Raw genomic sequence first — 25,904 nt, forward strand, 5'->3', positions numbered from 1 at the left:
AGACTCGCGGGCTTTCGCGTGCGGCGTGCGGCGTGCGGCGTCGGGTCAGGCGTCGACGTTCGCGAGCTGGCGGCCCGAGACCTCCTCGAGGAGGTCGTCGCCCGGACGCACATCGTCGAACGGCGCCTCGATCTCGGCGCGCTCGAGCATCTCGGTCATCCGGCGACGACGCTGGCGGGTGATGAGGGTCACGACCGACCCGGCGCGACCCGCGCGACCGGTGCGACCCGAGCGGTGCAGGTACGTCTTGTACTCGTCGGGCGCATCGGCCTGGATGACGAGGTCGATGTCGTCGACGTGGATGCCGCGGGCGGCGACATCCGTAGCGACGAGGACGCGCACCTTGCCGTCGGTCAGCCGCTGCAGGTTGCGGGTTCGCTTGCCCTGGTTGAGGTCGCCGTGCAGCGCGACCGCGGCGATCCCCTGATCCTCGAACTGCTCGGCGAGCATCTCGGCGTAGGCGCGGGTCCGCGCGAAGACGAGGGTCTTGCCGTCACGGTCGACGAGCGAATTGAGGATCTCGGCCTTGTCTCGGTGGTCGAGCACCAGGATGCGGTGGTCGATGGTCGAGGTGTCCTGGCTCTCACCGGCGACCTCGTAGACGGCCGGCTCGACGAGGAACTCGTCGACGAGGGCCGCGACCTCGCGGTCGAGCGTGGCGGAGAAGAGCAGCTTCTGCGCACCGTCCTGCACCAGGCGAAGGATGCGCTGCATCGGCTCGAGGAAGCCCAGCTCGCTCATGTGGTCGGCCTCGTCGAGCACGACGATGCTGATCTGCGAGAGGTCGAGCTTGCCCTGGTTCTGCAGGTCCTCGATGCGTCCGGGCGTGCCGATGATGATGTCGACACCCTTCTTGAGGGCTCCGACCTGACGCGCCTGCGGCACGCCGCCGTAGATCTGCGTGGTGAACAGGCCGACGCTGCGGGCGATGGCCTGCACGGTGCGGTCGATCTGCAGCGCGAGCTCGCGCGTCGGGGCGAGGATGAGCGCCTGCGGCGATCGCCCGAACTCACGACGCTTGCCGGCCTGCTTGCGCAGGAGAGCCTCGACGAGCGGGGCGCCGAACGCGATGGTCTTGCCCGAGCCGGTGCGCCCGCGAGCGAGCACGTCCTTGCCGTCGAGGATCGGCGGAATCGTCGCCGCCTGGATCGGGAACGGGGATGCCGCACCGAGCGCCTCGAGCTGACGGACGATGTTGTCGCCGAGGCCCAGGTCGGAGAACGACGACTGCGCTACGGACGCAGCGTCGACGGCCTCGGCCTGCAGACGCTCGTGCACGGTGTCGACGTGGTCCTGGTGCGCCTTCGACTTCGTCTCGGCGGCCCAGTCCGACCGGCTGGGACCGTCGTTGCGGCGGGGACGGTCATCCCGCGCCGGGCGCTCCGAGAATTCGCGACGGGGGCGGTCGTCGAACGAACGCGCAGGACGGTCGCCGAAGTCACGACGGGGGCGGTCGTCCCGAGCCGGACGGTCGTTACGGTTGGGCCGGTCGCCGAAGTCACGACGGGGACGGTCGTCGAACGAACGCGCAGGACGGTCGTTACGGTTGGGCCGGTCGCCGAAGTCACGACGGGGACGGTCGTCGAACGAACGCGCCGGACGGTCACCGAAGTCACGACGGGGACGGTCGTCGAACGAACGCGCCGGACGGTCACCCGAGTCACGACGGGGACGATCGTCCCGAGCCGGACGGTCGTTGCGGTTGGGCCGGTCGCCGAAGTCACGACGGGGACGGTCGTCGAACGAACGCGCAGGACGGTCGCCCGAGTCCCGACGGGGACGGTCGTCGAACGAACGCGCAGGACGGTCGCCCGAGTCCCGACGCGGACGGTCGTCGCGGTACGAGGGGCGGGCGTCACCGAACGTGCGCCGGTCGCCGCGAGGCTGCGCCTCGTAGGGACGGCGGCCGCCGGCGTCGTTGCGCCGCTCGTCGCGGGGAGCACGGTCTTCGCGCGAGGGCCGGTCGCCGCGGGGGGCGCGGTCGTCGCGGGCATGCGAACGGATGCCGCGGGCCTCGTCACGGCCGGCGCGCTCCTGTGCGGACCAGCGGTTCTTGCGGCCGGTGTCCTCGGGCTCGGCGCGGTAGCCGCGGTGGCTCGGGCTCTTGCTGCCCGGGGTGCCCGCCGACGACTGGCCGGGTCGACGCTTGGCGTCCTGGTAGGGGGTCTTCTTGCCGTAGCGGGGCTCGAAGTTCTGAGCGCGGCCGCCGGCCGGCTTCTTGTTCTTGGGCATGGGTGTGTCCTTCGGGTTCTCTGCACGAGAACAGCATCCGCGCACGCGGGAAACCCGGGCATCCGTCGGCCGGGGGCCATTCACATGATGGTCATGCGCGCCGATCGGCGCTCACCATCGGCCCCTTGGACTCACAAAACCTGTCGCGATCACGCGCTGCCCAGAGCCGACCAGCCAACGATACGGCATCCTCCTGAGAATCTCCCGGCCCCTCTCACCGCTCGAGTGCCGGAACCCCGGCCTCAGGCCGGGCGACGACGGCGCGGCCCGCGGGAGGGGCCGGGGATGGCACGCCCGGCGCGGCGGACGGTCGCGCCGCCCGAATCGCGCTCGTCGTCCGCATCCGGAGCGACGGGGATGACGAGGTGCGTGGGCTCGTCGGGCGATCCGTCGACGGGCACGACGAGGTGCGTCGGCTCGGCGGTGGCCGCCTCGGCGAGGCGACGCTCGCGCCGGGTCATCGGAACCCGCGCGGGGCCGGAGGCGTCGTCGCTCGTCGACTCGTCGGCGCCGCCGGCCGACCGGTGACGGCGGGCGGCGCGGCGCTCGCGCGCACCCTCGACGAGGTTGTAGAGCGTGGGAAGGACGAGCAGCGTCAGCACCGTCGACGAGATGAGCCCGCCGATCACGACGATCGCGAGGGGCTGCGAGATGAATCCGCCGTGGCCCGTGATGCCCAGCGCCATGGGCGTCAGCGCGAAGATCGTCGCGAGCGCCGTCATGAGGATCGGGCGGAGTCGTCGCGAGCCGCCGGCGATCGTCGCGTCGTGCGCCGACAGCCCCTTCTCGCGGTATTGGTTCACGAGGTCGATGAGCACGATGGCGTTGGTCACCACGATGCCGATGAGCATCAGCACGCCGATGAGCGACGCGACGCCGAGGGGGATGCCGGTGGAGATCTGCAGCAGGATGGCGCCCGTCGCGGCGAAGGGCACCGAGATGAGCAGCAGCAGCGGCTGACGCAGCGACTTGAAGGTCGCGACCATGACGATGTAGACGATCAGGATGGCCGCGAGCGCCGCGAGCCCGAGCTGCACGAAGGCATCCTGCTGCTGCGTCAGCACGCCGCCGACCTCGGCGTCGGCGCCCTGGGGCAGCTCGACCGTCTCGAGGGCGTCGGCGACCACGGCCGAGGCGGTGTTCAGATCGTCCCCCGAGGGGGTGACGGTGATCGTCGCCGTGCGCTGGCCGCGCTGGGTCGTGATCGAGGTGGGACCTTCGCTCTGCTCCACCGTGGCGACGTCCTGCAGCGGCACGGGACCACCGGCCGTCGGGATGGTGAGCTGGCGCAGCTCGTCGATCGTGGCCGGCGCCTGCGATGCGGCGAGGTACACCGTGAGCGAGGTGTCGTCGATCTCCACCGTGCCGATCGACTGCGGCTGCATGGTGCTCGAGACGATGCCGCCGACGGCGACCTCCGACAGACCGAGGGATGCCGCGGCGTCGCGGTCGACCGTCACCGCGATGTACGGCAGCGATGCCGAGAGGTTCGAGGTGACCTGGCTGATCCCGTCGGCTCCGTCGAGCGAGGCTACGACCGCATCGGCGGCATCCTGGAGTGCTCCCTGGTCGGGTGCGGTGACGTCGATCTCGATGTCACTCGAGCCGAAGCCGCCCCCGCCCGCGGCGATCTGGATGTCGCCGACCCCGTCGAGGTCGGCGACGGCCCGCTGCACGCGGTCGCGCACCTCGAGCTGGTCGTCCGCGCTGTCGGTCGTGATCGAGTAGGTGACGCCGCCCCCGCCGCCCGAGAAGGCGTCGCGCAACTGCGAGCCGGAGGAGCCGATCGAGACCTGGACGGCGTCGATGCCCTCGAGGTCGGCGATCGCCTCCTCGACGCGCTGCGCCGCGGCGTCCTCCGCCTCGAGCGACGCGGCGGGGCCGAGCGACTGCGTCATGGTGAAGGTGTTCTGGCCCGAGTCGCCGAGGAAGTTCGTCTTCATGAGCGGCACGGTGAACCCGGTGCCCACCAGCACGATGAGCGCCGCGACGAGCGTGACGACGGAATGACGGAGGGTCCACCGCAGCACCGGCAGGTACGCCTTCTGCAGGCGGGAGGGCGGCGCATCCGGGTGCTCCGGGTCGATCTGCCGGCCGGCGGCGTCGACGACGGGCTTGCCGGGCCGGAGGAACCAGTAGGCCAGCACCGGCACGATCGTCAGCGAGACGAACAGCGACGCCGACATGGCGATCGTCACCGTCAGGGCGAACGGTCGGAACAGCTCACCGGTCAGATCCCCGACGAAGGCGATCGGCAGGAAGACGGCGACGGTGGTGATGGTGGATGCCGTGATGGCGGCGGCAACCTCGCGCACGGCGAGGGTGATCGCGGCGAGCTTGTCGGCGCCCTCGACGTAGTGGCGTTTGATGTTCTCGATGACGACGATGGAGTCGTCGACGACGCGTCCGATCGCGATGGTCAGAGCCCCGAGGGTCAGGATGTTCAGCGAGTAGCCGAACGCCTGGATCCCGACGAAGGTGATCAGCACGCTCGTGGGGATCGAGATCGCCGTCACGATGGTCGAGCGCACCGACAGCAGGAACACCAGGATCACCAGGACGGCGAAGACCAGGCCCAGCAGACCCTCCTGCGCGAGGGCCTCGATGGACTGCTCGATGAACGGCGCCTGATCGAAGACGACGGTGAACTCGGCGTCGCCGCCCAGGCCGTCCTCGAGGGCGGGGAGCGCGGCGAGCACGCCGCGCGAGACGTCGACGGTGTTCGCGGCGGGCAGCTTGGTGACGGCGATCGTCAGAGCGGGCTGGCCGTCGACCCGCGAGATCGAGGTGATGGGCGCCGGCTCCTGGGTCACGGCGGCCACGGACCCGAGGGTGGTGGTGCCGTTCCCGAGCTGCGCGGCATCCGTCGGCACCAGCGGCAGCGCCGCCAGTTCGTCGGCCGAGGTGATCTTCGCGCCGGTCTGCACCGTGAGCGACTCATCGCCCTCGGTGATCTGGCCGCCGGGGAAGAGGATGCCGTTCTGGTCGAGGGCGTCGCGGATGGCCTGCTGCGTGAACCCGGCTTCGGCGAGGGCCGCCTGGTCGGGCGTGATGGTGATGCGCTCGGTCCGGCCGCCGACCACCTGGGCCGCGTTGACACCGTCTACGTCCTCGAGGTCGGGGATGACGGACTGCTCGAGCCGCGCCTGCACCGACTCCTCGTCGTCGTAGCCCGTCACGGCGAGCTGGATGACGGGGAAGTCGTCGATCGAGAAGCTCAGGACGTTGGGGCTGACGCCCTCGGGCAGCTGGCTCTCGATGCGGTTGATCGCCTGCAGGATCTTCTGCTCGGCGGTGGCGAGGTCCGTGCCGTAGGTGAAGGAGGCCTGGATGATCGACGCGTTGGTCGAGCTCGTCGCGATCGTCGACTCGAGCCCCGGCACGCCCTGGATCGCGGTCTCGATGGGAGTCGAGACGTCGGTGTTGACGACCTCGGGCGAGGCACCGGGGTAGGTCGTGACGACCGAGAGCTGCGGCAGCTCGATCGAGGGGATGAGCTCCTGCTTGAGGCTGGTCAGCGCGAGCCCGCCGAACACCGCGGCGACGATCGTGATCAGTGCGATGAGCGCGCGGTTCTTCAGGCTCAGGACGGCGAGTTTCGACACGGGATCCCTCGGAAGCGCCGCAACCGGCGCGCGATCGGTGGTGATGCGGGTTCGGACGCACGGCGGCATCCGTCGATACAGAAGTGTATCGACGCCCAGTATCCCACGCGTTCCCGGGCGTCAGCGCGGGATGAGACCACCGAGCGTGAGCCCGATCGCGGCGGCGACCACGGCCGCGACGACGGTGCCGACGAGGTTCACGAGCGCCCAATCTCGGCGCCCGCGGCGGGCGAGCCGCACCGTGTCGACCGACATCGTGCTGAATGTCGTGTACCCGCCGAGGAGCCCGACGCCGAGTACTGCGAGCCAATCGGGCGCCACGATCGTGCCGAGTCCGGTGATCAGCCCGAGGAGAGCGGAGCCGGAGACGTTGACGACGAGGATGCCGACGGGAAAGGCCTCGCGCCGGCCGCGCGTCACGACGATGTCGATGACGTACCGGATGCCGGCGCCGACACCGCCCGCGACGATGAGGGCGACCAGCATCCCACCGCTGATCCCGTTCACGACGCGTCCTTCCCGCGGGCACCGACCGACAGGCCCAGGGCCGCGGTGACCAGGCCTCCGACGAGCGACACGATGACCAGGGCGAGTCCGACCACGGGGGCGTTCGTGGCGACCTGGATCGACTGCACCGCGAACGCGCTGTACGTCGTGAATCCGCCGAGGACCCCGGTTCCGACGAAGGCGCGCCAGCGCGGCCGCGCGTCGCCCCAGCGGCCGACGACGACGCCGAGCAGGAACGATCCGATGAGGTTGCACGCGAGCGTGATCGCGGGGACGACGAGCGGGTGCGTCCAACCCGTGAAGGGCACCGTGAGCAGGGCACGCGCCGCCACCCCCGCCGCCCCGCCGATCATCACGATCAGCAGCGTGAGGGGCGAGATCCGCACCCGATCGACCACGACGCCACCGTAGACCCGCGGCTTCGAGGGGCGCCGCCGCCACACCGCGCGACGGCCGTCAGCCGAGCACGAGAGAGCGGATCGCCGACTCGGGAGACACCGTCGTATCCAGGAGCAGCCCCGACCGGTACCGCTCGAACACCCGGGGATCGATGTACGAGCCGCGCGCGACCGCGGGGGTGTTCCCGAGCGCGGCCGCCGCGGCTTTGACGGCATCCACCTCTGCCCGCTGTACCGCTCGGGTCGTCTCGGCGATGCCGATGCGTGCCAGGGTGTCCGCCGCGACGACGGTGCCGCGCAGCGTGCGGAAGTCCTTGGCGGTGAAAGGACCGCCCGTGAGCGCGCGGACGTAGGCGTTGACCTCGGTGGGCGTCAGCGGCACGCGCCGCCGCGCGCGCTGCCAAGCGAGCAGCGGCGACGAGGGCCGCCCCTCGATCAGCAGCAGGATCGCGGCGGCCAGGTCGGGGTCGGCGATCTCGATCGCCTGGCGCTGACCGCTCTTTCCCGAGAAGGCCAGACTGACCAGGGCATCGGCCACGGCGGCATCCCGTCGCCGGAGGGTGGTGAGTCCTCGGCTGCCGTGCTGCAACAGGTATCGCTGCGATCCGATGCGCAGCGCCGACCGGTCGAGCAGACGGAACGCCGCGGCGAGGACGCGCTCGCGGTCGAGTTCCGACCTGCGGAGCGAGGCGGTAGCTCGAGAACGCGCTCGCGGCAGGGTCTCGGCGAGCTGCAGCGCCCGCGCGTACTTGCCCTTGTCGCGACGCCGCGTCCAATCGGGGTGGTAGATGTACTGCCGGCGGCCCGCGTCGTCCGTCCCGACGACCTGGATGTGTCCCTGCGGATCGGCGCAGATCCAGACGTCCTTCCACGCCGGCGGGATGACGATGGTGCGAATCCGAGCGAGGTCCCGGCGCGCGACGGCACGCCCATCGACGTCGGTGTAGCGGAAGCCCTTCCCCGAGCGGATGCGGTTGATGCCGGCATCCACATCGGGACGGACGCGGACGAGCCTGGACACGTCAGTGGTCGCGCAGCATGGAGATGATCTGCGCCTTCTTCTTGCCGGAGTAGCCCGTAATGCCCAGTTCCTTCGCCCGCTTCTTCAGCTCGTCGACGGTCCAGTCCTCGTAGTCGCCCGACTCGCCGCCGCGGCGACCGACGTCCTTGCGACCGTCTCGGGCTGCGGCGTTCGAGATCCGCGCGGCCTTCTCTTTGGAGGCGCCGTCCTCGCGCAGCTCCTCGTAGAGCTCCGGGTCCTTCAGGCTGTTCGATCCGCGTCCCTCTGGCATCACGATCTCCTCTCTCGAGGCCGACGTTACGAGCGATCGAGCGACACGTGCATCTGCTTGACAGGGGTTCGCACGCGGGCGTAGCACGGCGCGGTTCGATGTCCGAGGTCCGTGACATCATTCGAACATGCATTCGAACGTGGGGTATGGCAGTGACGCGGACGTCGCCACGCTGGCCGCGCTGGTGACGGATGCCGAGGGAGTCGTCGCCGAGGCGCGTCGTGCGCAGGTGCACGAGGTGCGGGTGCTCGCCGCGGCTGGACAGCTGGCAGAGAAGCAGGCTGCCGGTGCGTCGGAGCGGGCGAAGGCCCACGAGATGGCGCTCCGGTCGATCGCCGCCGAGCTCGCCGGGGTGTTCGTCGCGACCGACCGTACCCTGCAGCGGCGGATCGATGAGGCACGGGACCTGGTGGAGAACTACCCCGCGACGATGGTCGCGTGGGAGGAGGGCCTGCTCGTTCGGGGGCATGTGCTGGTGATTCAGGATGCCGGGGCGATCGTGCCCGGTGAGGTGCGGGCGGAGTTCGAACGGCAGGCCATCGTGGCCTGTGAGGGTGAGACCCCGAACCGGGTGCGGGAACGTCTGCGGATGCTCGCCGAACGGTTGCACCCGCGGACGTTCACCGAACGGCACCGGGAAGCAGCAGCGGGACGTTGCGTTCGGGTGCAGCCCGGGGTGGACGGGATGTCGGACCTCGTCGCGACGCTGCCGACCGTGATCGCCGAAGGCATCGTCGACCGCCTCACCCAGCAGGCCCGGGAGATCATCCACGCCAGAGACCGGGCGGTTGCGACCGAGCCAATCGACCCGCCAGGCTCGTCGTCCGTCGATGACGCGCGCACGATCGATCAGGTCCGTGCGGACGTGTTCTCCGACCTCCTCCTCGCCGGAACACCCAGCCTTGACCCCACCGACACCGGAGACGGCAACGGGACCCTCGGCACCATCCGCGCGAAAGTGCAGGTCGTGGTCTCAGCGCTCACCCTCGCAGGGCAGGACGAGCACCCGGCTGACCTCGTCGGCCGAGCCCCCATCGACGCCGCCACCGCACGGGTCCTCGCGGGCGAGAACACATCCTGGGACCGGCTCCTCACCCACCCCGTCACCGGCACCGTCCTCGAATGCGACACCTACACCCCCACCGCCGCGATGAAACGGCTCCTCCGGGCACGAGACCGACACTGCCGATTCCCCGGATGCCGGCAACCCGCCATCCGCTGCGAAAACGACCACACCATCGCCGCATCCCACGGCGGACCCACCCACCTCCACAACCTCGCCAACCTCTGCACACGACACCACCACACCAAACACCACACCCGATGGCGAGTCAGACAACTCCCCGGCGGAACCCTCGTCTGGACCTCACCCACCGGACGCACCTACCGCGACAACGCACCACCACCCCTCGTCACCTTCACCCCATCCGACGACCTCACACCACCCGACGACCTCGCCCCACCCCGTCGGCGTCCGTCGGAACCACCACCCACCGGCGCCCCGCCGTTCTGATCCACGGACGGCCGACTCGCGGCCGGCCAAAGCTCGGTTCGATGTCCTGTCGATCAGGAGGTACGCGCCCAGGCGATTACCACCGCGCGAAAGTCGACGTCAAGGGCTCGCGGGGCACACTCGGCTTTCTCTAATGTCGCTCTCAGCGCTCACCGGCGTGGACGTCTCAAGTGAGACGGACATTGGGAGACAGACAAGGAGCCCCCATGAACATCTTCCTGGTCATCATCATCGTCGTGGCGATCGTGCTCGCGATCGTCAGCGGCCTCAATAGTGCACTCAGCTGGCTGCTGTGGGTCGCCCTGATCGTAGGTGTGATCGCGCTCATCGCGTTCCTCTTCCGAGTAATCAGCGGCAACAAGCGCGCCTGACCGGCGCACGCTTCGAACGCCCCCGCCGTCGGCGGGGGCGTTCGGCGTTTCTGCACTGGAGATCACCCGCAGCGGCTTCGTGCTGACAAACGCGATATATCGTGTTATCTTCGGTTCAACGCGATATATCGCGAATCGTCAGCGATCGAGCGGTCGCCGAAGAGAGGGAGTGCCATGACACTGCAGAAATGGGTTGTCCACCCCGGCGAGACCCGGGTCATCGACGTCGACGACATCCGCAAGCTCAAGGTGAGCATGGTCGGCGGCCAGATCGACATCGTCGCCCACGACGAGCCGGCCGTCCGCATCGAGGTCCACGCCGTCACCGGCAAGGATCTCCGGATCGAAGCGACCGGCGACACGATCGAGATCGACCACCCGCAGTTGCGGTGGGACAACTTCCTGCAGGTCTTCCGCAATTTCGGCTCGGTCGGTCCGAAGGCAGAAGTGAGCGTCGCCGTCCCGCGCGGCACCGATCTGACTCTGGGCGTCGTGAGCGCCAGCGCCCTCATCTCCGGCCTCGCCGCCGACGCCCGCGTCAACACCGTCTCGGGCGACATCATCATCGACGGCATCACCGGTGACGTCAGCGCGAACGGGGTGTCGGGCGACGTGCAGATCCGCGGCCTCGAGGGCGCGCTCAGCGCCAACTCGGTGTCGGGCGACGTCGCTGCCACCGGCACCCTCCGCAAGGCGAACATCGACACCGTCTCGGGCGCCATGCTCGTCGACTCCACCGGACCGGTTCAGTCGATCTCGCTGCACACCGTGGGCGGCGACGCGACCGTCCGTCTCGACGACGGACTGCCCGCCGACTACCAGGTCCGCAGCGTCAGCGGACGGGTCCTGATCGACGGTGTCGTACGGTCGGGTCAGGGCACCGGTCCCCTCACGAGCTTCACCGGCTCGACCGGTGAGTTGAGCGGCTCCTTCGTCGACGTGCGGACCAACTCGGTCTCGGGCGACGTCACCGTGCTGCGCCGCCCCGCTCCCGTGACGAGCGACATCACCGCCGGCTCGACGGCCTCCGTCACCGACGACGGGCCGCAGCACGCCCTCAGTGACGAGACCCCCGGGCAGGAGAGCTGATCATGCCCCCCGTCTTCTCCCATGGCGACCTCCGCCTCTACCTGCTGTCGCTGCTCGACGAGTCGCCACGGCACGGCTACGACCTCATGCAGGCGCTCTCCGACCGCACCGGCGGCACCTATTCACCGAGCGCCGGCACCATCTACCCGCGACTGTCGAAGCTCGAGGACGAAGGCCTCGTGACCAAGACCGTCGACGGACGCAAGACCGTCTACGAGATCACCGCGGCCGGCCGCGAGCACCTCGACGCGCGACGAGGCGACCTGGACGGGATCGAGGCCGGTCTCGCCGACACGGTACGCCTCATCGCCGACGAAGTACGCGGCAACGTGCGCGCGGCGATGAGAAGCCTGCAGGCCGACCTCGCCGCGGCACGCGATGCCGGCCGCTCCGCGGCGGCCTCGCCCACGGAGCCCGAGAACGCCCGCACGGCTGCTCGTACCCAGGTGCAACGCGCCGACACGGCGATCGACGAGTTCCGCTCCAACGTCCGAGCCGATCTCCGCACCCACGTCGCCCGCACCGGCGCGCTCGACCCGTCCATCATCGAAGAACTGGTCATGGCGCTGGACGCCGCCCAGGCCCAGGTCCGACGCGCGCTCCGCGGGTGAGCCTCCGGGGGTCCGCTCGTCGGGCCCCCGACGATCCGTCAGCTGTCGACCCACAGCTCCTCGTCATCCGATGCCGACTCGCCCAGCGGGACGACGAGGATGGGTCGCTTCTGCCGATGGGCCAGCCGCGCGGCGACCGAACCCGTGAAGAACTCCCGGATGGATTCGCCGAGGCCGCGTCGTCGCGTCCCGACCACCAGCAGCCGCGCATCGAGCCGATCGGCGAGGTGCTTGATGGCCAGGGCGGGATCGCCGACGAGCTGATGCGCGACCCACTCGACCCCGGACGCGGCCAGCGCCGCGCGTGCCGCATCCCGGATCTCCTCGAACTGGGCGGCGCTCGAGACGGCGCCGAGATCGATCGGCGCGGTGTGGACGTATCCGTCGGGGTCTTCGTAGGTGACGAAGCGCGTGACATCGACGTGTGCGACGATGAGCCCGACCCCGAGCAGCTTCGCGTATCGCGCAGCCTCTGTCAGCACGCGCGGAGACTGCCCCGGGATGACCCCGGCGATCACCGGCGTTCGCGGCAGGCGGGCCGTATCGTCGTCGACGTGGTGCTCGGTCATGGCTTCCCCCTCGTCTCGGCGGCTTCGACCGCGAGTGCCCGGAGCCACCGTGTTATTCTGAATGCTACTCTTCCCGGCGGATGGCCGGATCGTGAAATGCTCCGGGCGTCGCTACTAGCCCGTGACTCAGAAATGAGGGGGTCTCGCATGGGGCGTGGCCGTCAAAAGGCGAAGCACACCAAGATCGCGCGTGAGCTGAAGTACGACACCTACAATGTCAACTTCTCTTCGCTCGAGAAGGAGCTCGGCCACTCGGACGACGATCAGTACGTCGACAAGTGGGCCGATCAGTACTCCGACGAGTACTCCGACGAGAAGGCCTGATCGGGCTCATCACCATGCGCCGTGGCGCTGCTCCCACTGGTCCTCGATCGTCTGAGGGCGCGTGACGACGATCCCCGCGGGGATCGCTGCGAGCATCAGCACGCCGACCATGATGAGCGGGCCCGTCCAGTCTCCCGTCGCCTCGTGCAGCAGCGCGAACGAGATGGGGAACACGGCCGCGACCCCATAGCCGATGCTCTGCGCGAAGCCGCTGAGCGCGACGGTGCCCTCGTGCGTCCGGGTCTTGAGCTGCATGAACACCAGGGCGGCCGGGAACAGCATCTGGGGGGTCCCGAGCAGGACCACCCACAGCACGACCGCCGATCCCGGCGCGATGAGCAGTCCCGCTACAGCGAGCACGCCGGCGCTCGCGGCGACCGCGTAGATCGCCCCCAGGCGCCGCCATCGCGTGATGACGAGCGGAACGAGAATCGACCACGGCAGGCCCATGGCACCGAAGAGCGCCAGGAGTGCGCCGGCAGCGGAGTGCGACACCCCGGCCAGATCGACGAGGATGATCGGCAGCCAGGCGAACGACGCGTAGACGCTCGAGGCCGACACCGCGAAGGTGACGGCGATCGCCCACGCCATCGGGAGCCGGAAGAGCCGGCCCAGCACCTGGGGCGGGGGCGGGGGCGGCAACGCACCGTCGCCCGCGGCAGCGGCGATGCGCGACCGGCGCAGCGTCACGAGCCAGGGAACGATCGCCAGCGCCGCGAACACCGACCACAACCCCAGCGAGAACCGCCATCCGGCGGTGTCTGCGATCGGCACCGCGACCAGGGGCGGTACGAAGGCCGCGATGGCGAGCATCGTCGAGTAGATCGCGGTCATCGTGCCGACGCGATCGGGGAAGTAGGTCTTGATCAGCGGCGGGAGCACGACGTTGCCGGTGCTGATCGCGGCGAAGAGCACCGTCGTGGCCAGTAGCAGCGTGCCGGCGTCGGGTGCGAGCGCGCGCCCGAGCAGCGCCGCTGCGGCCACGATCATGGCGGCCACGGCGAGACGCTGCAGACCGAACCGGCGCTCGAGCACGGGGGTCAGCACCCCGAAGACCGCGAAACAGATCGGGGGTGCGGCACCGATGAGCCCGGCGACCCAGGAGGGGACCCCCAGGTCGGCGTCGATCTCGGCGAGGATGGGCGACAGCGAGGCCACCGCCGAACGCAGTGAGAAGGCGACGAGGACGACACCGACGAAGGCGAGCGCCCGGCCCCGCCAGAGCGCACTCACGACTGCTGGGTGCCCTCGACCCAGTTCAGGTATTCGTCGGTCACCGTCCCGGTGACGTAACGGCCGTCGAAGCAGCTCATGTCGAGGTCCGTGATGCCCGTGCCCTCGACGATCGCCGCCTTGAGATCGTCGATCTCCTGGTAGACGAGGTAATCGCAGCCCAGCTCTTGCGCGATCTCGGGGATCGTGCGTCCGTGGGCGATCAGCTCATGACGCGAGGGCATGTTGATGCCGTACACGTGCGGGTAGCGCACCGGCGGCGCGGCCGAGGCGAACGTGACGCTCTTGGCACCGGCATCCCGGGCCATCTGGATGATCTCCTTGGAGGTCGTGCCCCGCACGATCGAGTCGTCGATGAGCAGCACGTTCTTGCCCTTGAACTCGCTCGACATCGCGTTGAGCTTCTGGCGCACGCTCTTCTTGCGAACCGCCTGGCCCGGCATGATGAACGTCCGGCCGACGTAACGGTTCTTGTAGAAGCCCTCGCGGTATTCGATGCCGAGCTTGCGGGCGACCTGCATGGCCGCCGGGCGCGACGAGTCGGGAATCGGCATCACGACGTCGATCGCATCCTGCGGGGTGTACTTGGCGATCGTGTCGGCCAGGCGCTCACCCATCCGCAAGCGCGCCTCGTAGACCGAGATGCCGTTCATGATCGAGTCGGGGCGGGCGAGGTAGACGTACTCGAACGAGCAGGGCGAGAGCTGCGTCTGCTGGGCGCCCTGGCGCGCGTGCAGCGTGCCGTCGGCGTCGATGAAGACGGCCTCTCCGGGCTCGATGTCGCGCACGACGTCGAAACCACCGTTCTCGAGCACGAGCGACTCCGAGGCCACCGTCCACTCGTCGCGCCCGTTCTCGGCCCGCCGCGTGCCGAGGATGAGCGGGCGGATGCCGAACGGGTCGCGGAAGGCCAGCAGGCCGTGTCCGGCGATGAGGGCGATCGCCGCATACGAGCCCTCGACCCGCTCGTGAACCCGCTCGACCGCCTGGAAGACCTGGTCGGGGTCGAGATCGAGCCCCGAGATGGTGGTCTGCAGCTCGTTGGCGAGCACGTTCACCAGCAGCTCGGTGTCGGAGCTCGTGTTGAGGTGGCGGCGGTCCTTGCGGAACAGCTCCTCGGTCAGCTCACGCGTGTTGGTCAGATTGCCGTTGTGCACCAGCACGATGCCGTACGGCGCGTTGACGTAGAAGGGCTGCGCCTCTTCTTCGCTCGATGCCGTGCCCTTGGTGGCGTACCGGACGTGACCCAGCCCGATGTTGCCGAGCAGCGAGCGCATGTCTCGCGTGCGCACCGCCTCGCGCACCTGCCCGTTGGCTTTGAAGATGTGGAAGACCCCGGTGTTCTCGGCGGTCGCGATGCCCGTCGAGTCCTGGCCGCGGTGCTGCAGCAGCAGGAGGGCGTCGTAGATCTCCTGGTTCGCCGGGGACTGCCCGACGATTCCGACGATTCCGCACATGGGGGGTTAGTTCGCTCCTGCTTCGCGGTAATCGCCGACGAGGCGGACGGCGCCGCCGTCGACCCCCTTGGCGCCCTGCTCGTACTCCCCGTCGGGGCGCGGCCCCGTCGAGACGACGCCGGACTGCCAGGCGTCGATGCCGTCGGCGGCGAGGGTGGCGATGGCGGCATCCGCTGCCTCCGCGGCGACGACCGCGAAGAAGCCGACGCCGAGGTTCCAGGTGCCCTCGGTGCGCTGCAGGTCGAGGCCGCCGAGATCGGCGAGCACGCGGAAGACCGGCGCGGGCGACCACGACGAGCGATCGACGTCGACCCAGCTGCCCCGGGGCAGCACGCGCGCGAGGTTCGCGGCGATGCCGCCGCCGGTGACGTGGCTGAGGGAGTGCACGCCGTCGCCGAGCTGATCGATCAGCCGCAGCAGCGGCGACGTGTACAGCCGCGTGGGCTCGAGCAGCTGCTCGCCCCACGTGCGACCGAAGTCCGCGGCGTGGTCGCCGTAGCCGATGCCCGCCCCCGTCACGATGTGGCGGATGAGCGAGTAGCCGTTCGAGTGCGGCCCGCTCGAGGCGAGGGCGAGCACGACGTCGCCCTCGCGCACGCGCTCGGCTCCGAGCACCTGCGAAGACTCCACGACGCCCGTGGCTGCACCCGCGACGTCGTAGTCGCCCGGCCCCAGGAGTCCGGGATGCTCCGCGGTCTCGCCGCCCACGAGGGCCGTTCCGGTGGCTGAGCAGCCGTCGGCGATGCCGCGCACGATGTCGGCGATGCGCTCGGGGACGACCTTGCCGCACGCGATGTAGTCGGTCATGAACAGCGGCTTGGCACCGACCACGACGATGTCGTCGACGACCATCCCGACGAGGTCCTGCCCGATCGTGTCGTGCTTGTCGATCGCCTGCGCGATCGCGACCTTGGTGCCGACGCCGTCGGTCGAGGTCGCCAGCAGCGGCTTGGTGTAGCCGAGCAACGCGGTCGCATCGAAGAGGCCGGCGAAGCCGCCGACACCTCCGAGGACTTCGGCGCCGTGGGTTCGTCGGACCGCCGACTTCATCAGTTCGACGGCGAGATCTCCCGCCGCAGTGTCGACGCCGGCTTGGGTATAGGGATCAGCGGGACTCGAGGCCACGGCATCCAGAGTACCGGCACGGGCGAGGCGCGGATGCCGCGCGTGTCGCGGCGAGGCCGGCATCCGGATGCCGCCTCGCTCAGATCCCCTGCCAGGCGGGCTTGTTCGCCCAGGCGTGGCGGTAGTACGGAGCCTGCGAGAGCGATGCGGCGGCGGCCTCGTCGACGACGACCGTCACGTGCGGATGCAGCTGCACCGCCGATCCCGGCGCCGACGTGCTCACCGGCCCTTCGACCGCGGCGGCGACCGCCTCGGCCTTCGCGGCGCCGAAGGCGAGCAGCACGAGGTGGCGCGCGCGCAGGATCGTGCCGATGCCCTGGGTGATGCAGTGCATCGGCACCTCCTCGGGCGAGTCGAAGAAGCGGGCGTTGTCGGCGCGGGTCTCCTCGGTGAGCGTCTTGACCCGGGTCGACGAGGCGAGCGAGCTTCCGGGCTCGTTGAAGCCGATGTGGCCGGTGCGGCCGATGCCGAGGATCTGCAGATCGATGCCGCCGGCCTCGCGGATGGCGGCCTCGTACCTCTCCCCCGCCGTCTCGATGCCTTCGAGGTCGCCGTGCGGCACCTGGATGCGTGCGGGGTCGAATCCGACCGGCTCGACGACCTCGCGCTCGATGACCCGTCGGTAGCTCTCGGGGTGACCCGCCGGCAGGCCGACGTACTCGTCGAGGGCGAACCCGCGCACCCGCGAGACGTCGACGCCGTCGCGCCGCACACGATCGGAGAGGTGACGGTAGACCGCGAGCGGGGTGGATCCCGTGGCCAGGCCGAGGACGGCGTCGGGGCGGTCGGTGATGAGGTCGGCGATCGCGTCGCCGACCAGCCGGCCGGCCTCCTGCTCGCTCGGAACGATGATGACTTCTGCCATGGCGCTGCCTTTCGGTTCGATGGGTCGAGCGGGTTCAGGTGAGGCCGAGAGTGCCCGACAGCACGAGGGCGGCCGCGCCGCTCAGGCGCAGGTCGCCGTCGCTCTCGGTGCGCCGCACGACGAGGTCGTCGAAGACGATCGGCAGTACGCGGGATCCGATCGCCTCCCTCGCGGCGTCGATGAGGATGCCGTCGAGCAGGTGGGCGGGCCCGCTGAGGACCACGTCGGTGAGCCCGAGGGTGGCGACCAGCGGCGCCAGGGCGATGCCCAGGCACGCGCCGGCCTCGTGCCGCACGCGCGCGGCGGCCCCCGCGTCGGCGGCCCCGGCCAGGCGCGCCTCGAGCTTCGGCACCGAGAGCCACGCCTCCAAGCATCCGGTCCGCCCGCACGCGCAGACCGGACCGGAGCCCTCGGTCACGACGACGTGCCCGAGCTCGCCCGCCGTCCAGTTGCGCCCGTGCACGACCGCGCCGTTGACGATGACGGCCGCGCCGACGCCGGCGCCGATGCGCACCAGGAGCAGATCGTGGTCGAGCCGCCCCTGGCTGAGCTCGCCGATCCCCGCGGCGTTGAGACCGTTGGCCACGACGACCGGGAGGCCGGTGCGCGCGGCCAGGAGGTCGCGGAGGCGCACGTCGGTCCAGGCGAGGTGGGAGGACTCGCGCACCGTGCCCGAACCGTCGACCACGCCGGGGGTGGAGACGCCGACGCCCAGCACCGGCGCTTCGGCGCGGGCGATGAGCCGCTCGACGAGGTCGCCGAGCAAGGCGAGCGCCTCGGCACCGGTCGCACCGCGGCGCTCGACGATGTCGCGCGCGAGCGGCGTCCCGGCGAGGTCGACGACGACACCCTCGAACGTGTCGCCGCTCGAGATCGACACCGCCACGATGTTGCGCGCCGTGCGGGCCAGTGCGAGCGCCCGTGAGGGGGCGCCGGGCCCGGTCCGCCGGCCGGGACCGCTCTCGACCACGAGTCCGTCGTCCACGAGCTCGGCGACCAGATCGGAGATCGTCACCTGCGACAGCCCGGTGGCGCGGGCGATGTCGGCGCGCGACAGTCCGTCTTCGCGGTGGAGCGCCTGGAGCACGAGACGGCGGTTGTTGCTGCGCGCGTCCTCGGGGCGGATCCGCCGCCCTCGGGGACGGGCGCTCGTTCCGCCGGCCACAGACGTGCTCGTCATACGCGCTCCCATCGAGTACAGTCGCCGAGAAATAATTCGGAAACGTTCTTAATCAATACTGGCGTACCGAATCCCCCCGCGCACATCGGAGTGACCCATGAAGTTCTTCCAACGACTCGGCAGGTCGATCATGCTGCCCGTCGCCGTCCTGCCCGTCGCCGCGATCCTCGTGGGCATCAGCCAGTGGATCACCGCGGCGGCCGGAGACAACATCGTCTCGACGTTCCTGGCCACCGCCGGCGGCGCGCTGCTCGACAACATGGCTCTGCTGTTCGCGATCGGCATCTCGATCGGCATGGCCAACAAGTCCGACGGCACCTCCGCCCTCGCCGGACTCGTGTCGTGGCTCACCGTCACGACGCTGCTGAGCCCGGCGACCGTGGCGAAGTTCGTGGGCGTCGAGGACGTCGCCACCGTCGACCCCGCCTTCGGCCGGGTCGAGAACGTCTTCGTCGGGATCATCTGCGGCCTGATCGGCGCGTGGGCGTACAACCGCTTCAAGGACGTCAAGCTGCCCGACGCCCTGTCGTTCTTCTCCGGCAAGCGCTCCGTCGCGATCGTGACGGCCGGCGTCTCGCTGCTCTTCGCGATCGTGCTGCTGTTCGTATGGCCGGTCGTCTACACGGGCCTGGTCATCTTCGGCGAGTGGATCTCGACCCTCGGGCCCGTCGGCGCGGGCATCTACGGCTTCCTCAACCGCCTGCTGATCCCCCTCGGACTCCACCACGCCCTCAACTCGGTGTTCTGGTTCGACGTCGCGGGCATCAACGACCTCAACAACTTCCTGAACGGCGCGAACGGCGACGGGGTGTTCGGGGTCACCGGTCAGTACATGACCGGGTTCTTCCCGATCATGATGTTCGGCCTGCCGGGCGCCGCCCTGGCGATGTACGTCACCGCGAAGACCAAGCGCAAGAAGGCCGTCGCCGGCATCCTGCTCTCGTCCGCCGTCGCTGCCTTCTTCGTCGGCATCACCGAGCCGCTCGAGTTCGCCTTCATGTTCCTCGCGCCCTGGCTCTACCTCGTGCACGCCGCCTTCACCGGCATCTCGCTGTTCATCGCCGCCCTGCTCCCCACGCGCATGGGCTTCGGATTCTCAGCGGGATTCATCGACCTCGTGCTGGGCTGGATGAACCCGCTCGCGCAGAACCCGTGGCTGATCCCGGTGATGGGCGTCTTCTGGTTCGCGGTGTACTTCGTCGTGTTCCGATTCCTGATCCTGAAGTTCCGACTCAAGACGCCGGGTCGTGAGGACGACGACGTGCTCGACGCCGACACCGGGGATGCGGCGGGCGTGGCACGCGACGCCGGATTCGCCGGGACCGCCGAGCGGTTCGTCGCGGCGCTGGGCGGCAAGGACAACATCGTCCAGCTCGACAACTGCGCCACCCGCCTGCGGCTCGAGGTGGCCGACACCTCACGCGTCGACGGCGACGCCCTCAAGCGGGCCGGCGCCGCGGGCACGATCACCTCGGGCGCGAAGTCGGTGCAGGTCGTCTACGGCCTGAACGTGCAGTTCGTCAAGGACGCGATGGAGGACGTGCTGGCCGGCCGCGCGGTCGAGCCCGGCGTCCGCACCGCCGTCGCAGAGGCGCCGCGCACGGCGGGCGCCCCGGACGTCGTACGCCTGCGGCAGCCCGTGGCCGGCGAAGTGCGGCCCCTGACGGAGGTGCCCGACGCGATGTTCGCCGACGGCACGATGGGGCCGGGGGTCGCGATCGAGCCGAGCGGCGACACGGTGGTCGCGCCCTCCGACGGCACCGTTACGACGGTCTTCCCGACCGGACACGCGATCGGGTTGACCCTCGCCGACGGCACCGAGCTGCTCATCCACGTCGGCATCGACACCGTCGAGCTGAAGGGCTCCGGCTTCCAGGCGCTCGTGCAGCAAGGTGAGAGCGTTCACGCCGGACGCCCCCTCCTGCGCTTCGACGCCGCGGTGATCCGTTCGGCCGGCTATGCGGCGATCACGCCCGTGATCGTGCTGAACAACCCCGACGCGACGATCGCGTTCGAGTGAGCTCGACGGCCGGTGCCGTACGGACCACGCGTCCGTCGACACCGGCCGCCCGGTGCCGGGACCGATCTAAACTGGCGCCATGAATGCGGCGGGGACACCGGAGTGGGTGGTGCGGGAGGATGCCGCGCCACCGGCGGTCGTCGCGCTCTACCTGCGCCAGGTGCTGGGTGTGCGTTCTCCGGACGAGCTGCCGCACCTGCGCGGTGTCGAGGCCGCGCCGCCGGAGCGTCCGGCCGACGAGCAGATCGAGCTCGAACGGCAGTGGCGGGCGTACTGGGCGATGACGGTCGAACCGCTCGCCCACCCGTCACCGGTGCCGCTCGACCTCGTCGCCGGATACGACACGCTCGTGGCGCTGCCGACCGAGGGCTTCGCACTGCTCGAACGCGAGATGCTGCCCCATGCGGCCGCAGCCGTCTCTTTCGCCCGCGAGGTCCAGGCTCGGTACGCGGCGCGTACCGAGGCCTCGGGCGGCGTCGCCTACCGCGCGTACGCCGGGGCGCTCGCCCAGCATGAGCGCCGAGTCGGCCGGCGCGCCCATTCGTTCGAGCTGAACGTGCAGGTCCTGCCGCTGGCGCAGCGGGGCGTCTGGTGGATCGGGTCACTCACCATCGCCGTCACCGACGGCCTGCGCAGCGACATCGTCGCCTTCGACGCGGCGATCGCGCCGATCATCGCGGAGATCGCCTGACGGCGGAACCGACCCCCGGAACGGCACCGCCGGCCTGCGGCGTGCTCCGTCAGACGTCGTCGGACGTGCGGACGCGCTCGTGCACGATCCGCACCTCGCGCGAGCGGCGGCGCGCGGACCGGTCGAGGATGAGCGCGACCACGCCCCCGAGCGCCATCCCGAGCGGGATCGCGCCGAGCGCGATGAACCCGAAGACCTGACCCGCTGAGTACTCCAGACCGGTGCTGACGCTCACCCCGTCGTCCGAGACGCCGAAGGTGAGGGCGAGGGCCGCGATGATGCCCGCCGCCGCGCCGAGCAGGAGGAACACACTGTACTTGGGCACACGACGCACGCGCGCCGACTCGACCCGTTCGGTGATCTGCTCAGCCATGGGTCCATTGTCGCACCGCCGCAGTGCTCTCGGGCGGTCTCCGACGCGCGGTGCTCTCGGGCGGTCTCCGGGGCGCAGTGCTCTCGGGCGGTCTAGGACGCGCGCTGCCAGGGCAGCAGCTGCATCATGCTGAGTACCGCGATGACGGCGAGCCCGAGCGCAGAGCCCGACGCGAGCAGCGGGAGGACGAGCGCGGGCCACCGTCCCGTCGCCTCGGGAACCAGACCCGCCGCCTGCGGCACCGTCGACAGCGGCGCATTGGCAGCCACGATGGGGGGCGCATCGGGGACCGCTGCCACCACGGCCGCGGGGAGCCGGAGCGGGTTGGACGGCGCGGCTGCCGAGGCGGGCGCTCCACCGGCGGCCGGTGGGGGGACGGGCACCGGCGCCGCGGCGTCGTAGCTCACGGTGACGGGCGAGGCGGGCTTGGCCGCATCCCTCACCCCGTTGGTCGTGAGCCAGTATCCCTGCTGCCCGGTGAGCCGGTGGAAGTCGACGAACGACTGCGGGAACGACCCCCAGTACGCCGCGTTCTGGGGCGTGCGTGGCACCTGCCCGGCACCGGTCGCGGCGACGCCGAGGTACTCGGGGGTGACGGTGAAGCCCCGGTCGCCGGCGGCGCCGCGGATCTCGGCGAGGACGACGGTGGCGGCGGCGATCGGCTCCCACTTCGTCAGGTCGTCCATCGACGTGCCGTAACCGCTGGCGGTGCCGGTCAGTCGCCCCGAGCCGCCGGAATCGAGCGAGAGCACGGGGTCGGTGATGCTCCAGTAGGTCATGCCGCCGTAGAACGCGACGGTGAACGACCCCGACCAGCGGATCTCCAGACCCTCGGCGCTCCGGCTGCCCGCGCCCCCGTCGATGACGACCTGGTTCCCCGTCGCGCTCGCGGTCGAGGCGGTGGTCACCGCCGCGCCCCGCGGGTCGAGGCACTTCGTGTCCCAGGATGCCGCCGTCCACCCGCCGTCCGCGGTCGGCTTCTCGATGCGCACGGCTCCGTCCGTCGGAGCATAGAGGCCGTCCGAGGCCGTCCAGACACGAGAGCCGCCGGAATCGCCGGCCCGCCCGGCACTGAGGAAGTTGCATCCGCCCGCGAAGGCTCCTCCGCCGGATTCGGCATTGAGCCCCCAGCGCAGCTGAGCGTTGGTGATGCGGTCGCCGCCGGCCGGCGGCGTGACGGGAGGGTTCTCGCCGGTCTCGGGAATCGTGACGATGACATCGTCGGGGCCGTCCGCGAGGGCGACGGCCGGTGCCGCCGCCAGACCCCATACGAGGGCGATCGCCGCGACGCCCGAGGCGAACGCGCCTCGCCGCATCCGCCGCATCCGCGGCACCCGGGGGATCATCGTGCCCCCGCCGGCTGCGCGGAAGCCGTGCCCGGAGCAGGCGGGGCGCCCGGAGCGGGCGGGGCGGTCGACCGGCGGGCGCGCCGGCGGGCGCGGGCGCGCACGACGGCGGCGACGATGCTCGCCACGATGAGCAGCGCCGACACCAGCAGCGACACCAGCATGACCACGAGCGCCCACTGCGGCGGCTGCTCCGAGCCGCTCGCGGCGGCTTCCGTCACCGTGCCGCCCGAGACGGTCACCTCCGCCTCGGCGACCGCCCCCGAGGCGGCGCCGCTCAGCGTCACCAGATGCGTGCCGTCGCGGATGTCGCGGGGCACCGGCAGTGCCGCCGCGACCTCGCCCTGCGCACCCGCGGTGAGCGGCCCGACCGCGGTCAGTCCGCCGTCGAGCGAGGCGACGACCTGCTCACCGGGCGCGAAGCCCTGACCGGTGAAGACGATCGAGGTTCCGGCCGCCACACCGGCCGACGCGACACCGACCCGCACCGCCCCGGCCGTGCCCGCGGCGGGAGCGGCGGCTGCGGGCTCCGCGTCCGCGGCCGCGGTGCGGAACGTGATCGGGGTGAAGGTCTCGTTGTTGGCGTTCTTCACCCCATGGGCACCGATGGTGATGATCCCGCACGTCACCTCGCGGCAGTCGACGGGCGCCACCTCACCCTCGCGATCCGTGCTCTCGAACGCAGCCCCGGGCACGACCATGTCGATCGACCAGGAGCCGTCGGCGGCGATGACGCCGTTGGCCGAGCTCTCGGTCTGGCTGCCCTCGAAGGCGATGAAGCGTTGGAAGCCGTTGTTGTCGGCAGCCTCGGCGTCGGGGACGTAGCGGTAGTCCGCTCCGACGGCGCCGCCGGCGCTGGGTTTCCACGACCCACCGGAGGGATCGTCCACCCAGCCGAAGAGCACGTAGATCCCACCGAACCCGCCCCGGATCGCCTGGAATCCCGACCCCGATACGGTCACCTCGGTCGCACCGTCGGCCGCCACGACACCGCTCCCGTCGGCCGTACCGATCGAGACGGATGCCGCGGCCCAGGCGGCGGGCGCCGCGATGAGTCCCGCGGCGCACGCGATGAAGGCGGCGGTGATCGCCGCGGCGATACGGTGCAGGGGTCTCATGGGGTGCGCTCCTCGGTCGATGTCTGCAGGGGGGCGGACGGCGGGCGATCGCCGGAACGGTCGGCCGCGCCGCTGTCGGCCAGGACGAGCAACGCGCCGCGCGGGCCCTCGACGACGTCGATCGGATGCCGGTAGACCCGCGTCAGGATCGCGGGTTCGAGCACCTCGCGCGGCGTTCCGTGGGCGGCGAGGCGACCGTCCTCGAGCAGGGCGATGCGGTCGCCGTAGGCGGCGGCGAGGCCGAGGTCGTGCAGGACGACGATCGCGGCGCCACCGGCAGCGACCCGCCGACGCGTACGATCGAGCACCCGGTGCTGATGACGGATGTCGAGGCTCGCCGTCGGTTCGTCCAGCAGCGCGATCCGGCACTCCTGGGCGTACGAGCGCGCGAAGGCGACGCGTGCCCGTTCTCCGCCCGAGAGACCGGTCACCGGCCGATCCGCGAGATGCCCGACCTCTCCCGCGACGACGGCCTCCGCCACCGCGAGGTCGTCCCGCGCGGCCTCGGGGCGGCGACGCCAGGGCGCGCGTCCCATGCGGACGACGTCGTGCGCGATGAAGGGGAACGACACGTCGTTGCTCTGGGTCAGCACCGATCGCCTGCGAGCACGCTCGGCGACCGGCCACGCGTCGAGGACCGCGCCGTCGAGCTCGACCGACCCCCCGTGCGGGGCGCGGTCCCCGGCGAGCACGGCGAGGAGGGTCGATTTTCCGGCACCGTTGGGCCCGACCAGGACGAGGACCTCCCCGGCCCGCAGTTCGAGATCGATGCCGTCGAGCACGCGCCGTCCACCGACCTCGGCCGACACGCCCCGGGCGCGCAGGACGACGCTCATCCCCAGCCTCCCGATCGGCGGCGGGTACGGCGGAGCAGCCAGAAGAAGAAGGGTCCGCCGATCAGTGCGGTGAGCATGCCGATGGGCAGCTCCGAACCCGGAATCGCGGTACGCGCCACGAGGTCTGCCGCCAGCAGCAGCACCGCGCCGCCGAGGGCGCAGGCGGGCAGCAGCAGCCGGTGCGCCGGTCCGAGGATCATCCGCATGAGGTGCGGCACGACCAGCCCGACGAACCCGATGATGCCGACGAAGGCGACCGCGGCGCACGTGAGCAGCGCGATGACGACGATGGCCGCCACGCGGAGCCGTTCGACGCGCACACCGAGATGCTCGGCCTGCCGCTCGCCGAGGGCGAGCAGGTCGAGACTGCCGGCGAAGAAGAAGCAGGCGACGATGCCGACGATCGCCAGCGGCGCGACGATCGCGAGGTCCTGCCAGCGCGTGCCGTTGAGCGACCCGAGCTGCCAGAACACGATCTGCTCGCGCTCCTGCGTCGAGCCGAGGTAGGTGAACAGCGCGATGGCGGCCCCGCCGACGGCGTTGACCGCGATGCCGGTGAGCACGAGGGTGACGACCTCGGTGCGCCCGTCGGCTCGCGCGGAGGAGTACACGATCACCGTGGCGGCGAGCCCGCCGGCGAAGGCCAGCAGCGGCAGCGTGAGGGGGCCCGCGAAGGTGAGCCCGAAGACGATCGCAGCGGACGCGCCGACCGCGGCACCCGAGGAGATGCCGATCACGCCGGGCTCGGCGAGCGGGTTGCGGAAGACCCCCTGCATCACGACCCCGGCGGTGGCGAGGGTCGCGCCCACGAGCACGGCCATGATCAGCCGCGGCATCCGGATGAGCCACAACGTCGCCTCGCCGTTGACATGCGTCATCGCCGCGCCGTCGGGCACCGACAGGGCGCCGAGCCCCGCCGCGCTCACCGCGTCGTTCCAGGCGCGCGCGAATGCCCCCACGACCTGGTCGGGAGGGATCACGAGCTGACCGCTGCCGGCCGACACCACCGCCAGCGCGACGAGGGCGAGCGACATCCCGCAGAAGACCCCGACGACAAGCACGGGGGTGCGGCGCCGCCGCGCCCCGGCCCGCCGCACGGCGCCCGTCCCGGAGCGCGTCACGCCGGTCGGGTCGGGCGCGATCGGTTCG

Annotated in this window: 24 protein-coding genes; 7 read left to right on the top strand and 17 right to left on the bottom strand. The window is 70.8% G+C overall.

Annotated elements, in window-relative coordinates:
- Positions 1 to 45 precede the first annotated feature (45 nt).
- The 6 genes from HW566_RS08030 to HW566_RS08055 all read right to left on the bottom strand — a co-directional run bounded on the left by HW566_RS08030 (position 46) and on the right by HW566_RS08055 (position 8,034).
- Positions 46 to 2,232 carry a DEAD/DEAH box helicase gene (locus HW566_RS08030; RefSeq protein WP_178011892.1) on the bottom strand — a complete coding sequence of 729 codons (2,187 nt, stop codon included), beginning with the start codon at positions 2,230 to 2,232 and terminating at the stop codon, positions 46 to 48.
- A 242-nt stretch (positions 2,233 to 2,474) separates the two neighbouring features.
- On the bottom strand, positions 2,475 to 5,837 hold the full coding sequence (locus tag HW566_RS08035) for an efflux RND transporter permease subunit (RefSeq protein WP_178011894.1): 3,363 nt from the start codon (positions 5,835 to 5,837) through the stop codon (positions 2,475 to 2,477).
- A 120-nt stretch (positions 5,838 to 5,957) separates the two neighbouring features.
- Positions 5,958 to 6,344 carry a fluoride efflux transporter CrcB gene (crcB, locus tag HW566_RS08040; RefSeq protein WP_306171768.1) on the bottom strand — a complete coding sequence of 129 codons (387 nt, stop codon included), beginning with the start codon at positions 6,342 to 6,344 and terminating at the stop codon, positions 5,958 to 5,960.
- Positions 6,341 to 6,742 (bottom strand): fluoride efflux transporter FluC, encoded by a 402-nt coding sequence (locus HW566_RS08045; protein ID WP_256728625.1) that lies wholly within the window; start codon positions 6,740 to 6,742, stop codon positions 6,341 to 6,343. The genes crcB and HW566_RS08045 overlap by 4 nt, the downstream gene beginning before the upstream one ends.
- Before the next feature lie 58 nt (positions 6,743 to 6,800).
- Positions 6,801 to 7,763 (bottom strand): DNA topoisomerase IB, encoded by a 963-nt coding sequence (locus HW566_RS08050; RefSeq protein ID WP_178011896.1) that lies wholly within the window; start codon positions 7,761 to 7,763, stop codon positions 6,801 to 6,803.
- A gap of 1 nt (position 7,764) precedes the next feature.
- Positions 7,765 to 8,034, bottom strand: coding sequence for a DUF7218 family protein (locus HW566_RS08055; protein ID WP_178011898.1), 270 nt, complete (start codon positions 8,032 to 8,034; stop codon positions 7,765 to 7,767).
- Between the two features lie 127 nt (positions 8,035 to 8,161).
- Here HW566_RS08055 and HW566_RS08060 point away from each other — a divergent pair, with 127 nt between their 5' ends.
- From HW566_RS08060 to HW566_RS08075, 4 genes are all read left to right on the top strand, one after another.
- On the top strand, positions 8,162 to 9,547 hold the full coding sequence (locus HW566_RS08060) for an HNH endonuclease signature motif containing protein (RefSeq protein WP_178011900.1): 1,386 nt from the start codon (positions 8,162 to 8,164) through the stop codon (positions 9,545 to 9,547).
- A gap of 206 nt (positions 9,548 to 9,753) precedes the next feature.
- Positions 9,754 to 9,918 carry a hypothetical protein gene (locus tag HW566_RS08065; protein WP_178011902.1) on the top strand — a complete coding sequence of 55 codons (165 nt, stop codon included), beginning with the start codon at positions 9,754 to 9,756 and terminating at the stop codon, positions 9,916 to 9,918.
- A gap of 174 nt (positions 9,919 to 10,092) precedes the next feature.
- Positions 10,093 to 11,007 (top strand): DUF4097 family beta strand repeat-containing protein, encoded by a 915-nt coding sequence (locus HW566_RS08070; protein ID WP_178011904.1) that lies wholly within the window; start codon positions 10,093 to 10,095, stop codon positions 11,005 to 11,007.
- Between the two features lie 2 nt (positions 11,008 to 11,009).
- The gene (locus HW566_RS08075; protein WP_178011906.1) at positions 11,010 to 11,618 is read left to right on the top strand and encodes a PadR family transcriptional regulator; all 609 of its coding nucleotides are present in this window, start codon (positions 11,010 to 11,012) and stop codon (positions 11,616 to 11,618) included.
- A gap of 38 nt (positions 11,619 to 11,656) precedes the next feature.
- On the opposite strand, the gene HW566_RS08080 is transcribed toward HW566_RS08075, so the two are convergent.
- A complete protein-coding gene (locus HW566_RS08080; RefSeq protein WP_178011907.1) occupies positions 11,657 to 12,187 on the bottom strand; it encodes a universal stress protein in 531 nt (176 codons plus the stop codon).
- A gap of 147 nt (positions 12,188 to 12,334) precedes the next feature.
- Between HW566_RS08080 and HW566_RS08085 the strand changes: the two genes are divergently transcribed.
- Positions 12,335 to 12,511 (top strand): DUF3073 family protein, encoded by a 177-nt coding sequence (locus tag HW566_RS08085; protein WP_178011909.1) that lies wholly within the window; start codon positions 12,335 to 12,337, stop codon positions 12,509 to 12,511.
- Positions 12,512 to 12,520: 9 nt separating this feature from the next.
- Here the strand turns inward: HW566_RS08085 and HW566_RS08090 are convergent, their stop codons facing one another.
- The 5 genes from HW566_RS08090 to HW566_RS08110 all read right to left on the bottom strand — a co-directional run bounded on the left by HW566_RS08090 (position 12,521) and on the right by HW566_RS08110 (position 18,371).
- Positions 12,521 to 13,744, bottom strand: coding sequence for an MFS transporter (locus tag HW566_RS08090; RefSeq protein ID WP_256728627.1), 1,224 nt, complete (start codon positions 13,742 to 13,744; stop codon positions 12,521 to 12,523).
- Positions 13,741 to 15,201 (bottom strand): amidophosphoribosyltransferase, encoded by a 1,461-nt coding sequence (gene purF / locus HW566_RS08095; RefSeq protein WP_178011911.1) that lies wholly within the window; start codon positions 15,199 to 15,201, stop codon positions 13,741 to 13,743. The genes HW566_RS08090 and purF overlap by 4 nt, the downstream gene beginning before the upstream one ends.
- 6 nt (positions 15,202 to 15,207) lie before the next feature.
- Positions 15,208 to 16,326 (bottom strand): phosphoribosylformylglycinamidine cyclo-ligase, encoded by a 1,119-nt coding sequence (gene purM, locus HW566_RS08100; protein WP_256728628.1) that lies wholly within the window; start codon positions 16,324 to 16,326, stop codon positions 15,208 to 15,210.
- 79 nt (positions 16,327 to 16,405) lie between these two features.
- A complete protein-coding gene (nagB, locus tag HW566_RS08105) occupies positions 16,406 to 17,191 on the bottom strand; it encodes a glucosamine-6-phosphate deaminase (protein ID WP_178011915.1) in 786 nt (261 codons plus the stop codon).
- 34 nt (positions 17,192 to 17,225) lie between these two features.
- Positions 17,226 to 18,371 (bottom strand): ROK family transcriptional regulator, encoded by a 1,146-nt coding sequence (locus HW566_RS08110; RefSeq protein WP_178011917.1) that lies wholly within the window; start codon positions 18,369 to 18,371, stop codon positions 17,226 to 17,228.
- Between the two features lie 97 nt (positions 18,372 to 18,468).
- On the opposite strand from HW566_RS08110, the gene nagE reads away from it, so the two are divergent.
- Both nagE and HW566_RS08120 read left to right on the top strand, forming a co-directional pair.
- The gene (gene nagE, locus HW566_RS08115) at positions 18,469 to 20,391 is read left to right on the top strand and encodes an N-acetylglucosamine-specific PTS transporter subunit IIBC (RefSeq protein ID WP_178011919.1); all 1,923 of its coding nucleotides are present in this window, start codon (positions 18,469 to 18,471) and stop codon (positions 20,389 to 20,391) included.
- Positions 20,392 to 20,470: 79 nt separating this feature from the next.
- On the top strand, positions 20,471 to 21,082 hold the full coding sequence (locus HW566_RS08120; RefSeq protein WP_178011921.1) for a zinc-binding alcohol dehydrogenase: 612 nt from the start codon (positions 20,471 to 20,473) through the stop codon (positions 21,080 to 21,082).
- Positions 21,083 to 21,131: 49 nt separating this feature from the next.
- On the opposite strand, the gene HW566_RS08125 is transcribed toward HW566_RS08120, so the two are convergent.
- The 5 genes from HW566_RS08125 to HW566_RS08145 all read right to left on the bottom strand — a co-directional run bounded on the left by HW566_RS08125 (position 21,132) and on the right by HW566_RS08145 (position 25,789).
- The gene (locus HW566_RS08125; RefSeq protein WP_178011923.1) at positions 21,132 to 21,455 is read right to left on the bottom strand and encodes a potassium transporter Trk; all 324 of its coding nucleotides are present in this window, start codon (positions 21,453 to 21,455) and stop codon (positions 21,132 to 21,134) included.
- Positions 21,456 to 21,547: 92 nt separating this feature from the next.
- Positions 21,548 to 22,771: a hypothetical protein gene (locus HW566_RS08130; RefSeq protein ID WP_178011925.1), complete on the bottom strand. Its 1,224-nt coding sequence runs from the start codon at positions 22,769 to 22,771 to the stop codon at positions 21,548 to 21,550.
- A gap of 26 nt (positions 22,772 to 22,797) precedes the next feature.
- Positions 22,798 to 23,919 carry a hypothetical protein gene (locus tag HW566_RS08135; protein ID WP_178011927.1) on the bottom strand — a complete coding sequence of 374 codons (1,122 nt, stop codon included), beginning with the start codon at positions 23,917 to 23,919 and terminating at the stop codon, positions 22,798 to 22,800.
- Positions 23,916 to 24,755 carry a heme ABC transporter ATP-binding protein gene (locus HW566_RS08140; RefSeq protein ID WP_178011929.1) on the bottom strand — a complete coding sequence of 280 codons (840 nt, stop codon included), beginning with the start codon at positions 24,753 to 24,755 and terminating at the stop codon, positions 23,916 to 23,918. Before HW566_RS08140 ends, HW566_RS08135 begins: the two co-directional genes overlap by 4 nt.
- Entirely contained in the window at positions 24,752 to 25,789 is a 1,038-nt protein-coding gene (locus HW566_RS08145; RefSeq protein ID WP_178014801.1) for a FecCD family ABC transporter permease, read from the bottom strand. Before HW566_RS08145 ends, HW566_RS08140 begins: the two co-directional genes overlap by 4 nt.
- Positions 25,790 to 25,904 lie beyond the last annotated feature (115 nt).

The organism is Microbacterium oleivorans (assembly GCF_013389665.1).
GTDB lineage: Bacteria > Actinomycetota > Actinomycetes > Actinomycetales > Microbacteriaceae > Microbacterium > Microbacterium oleivorans_C.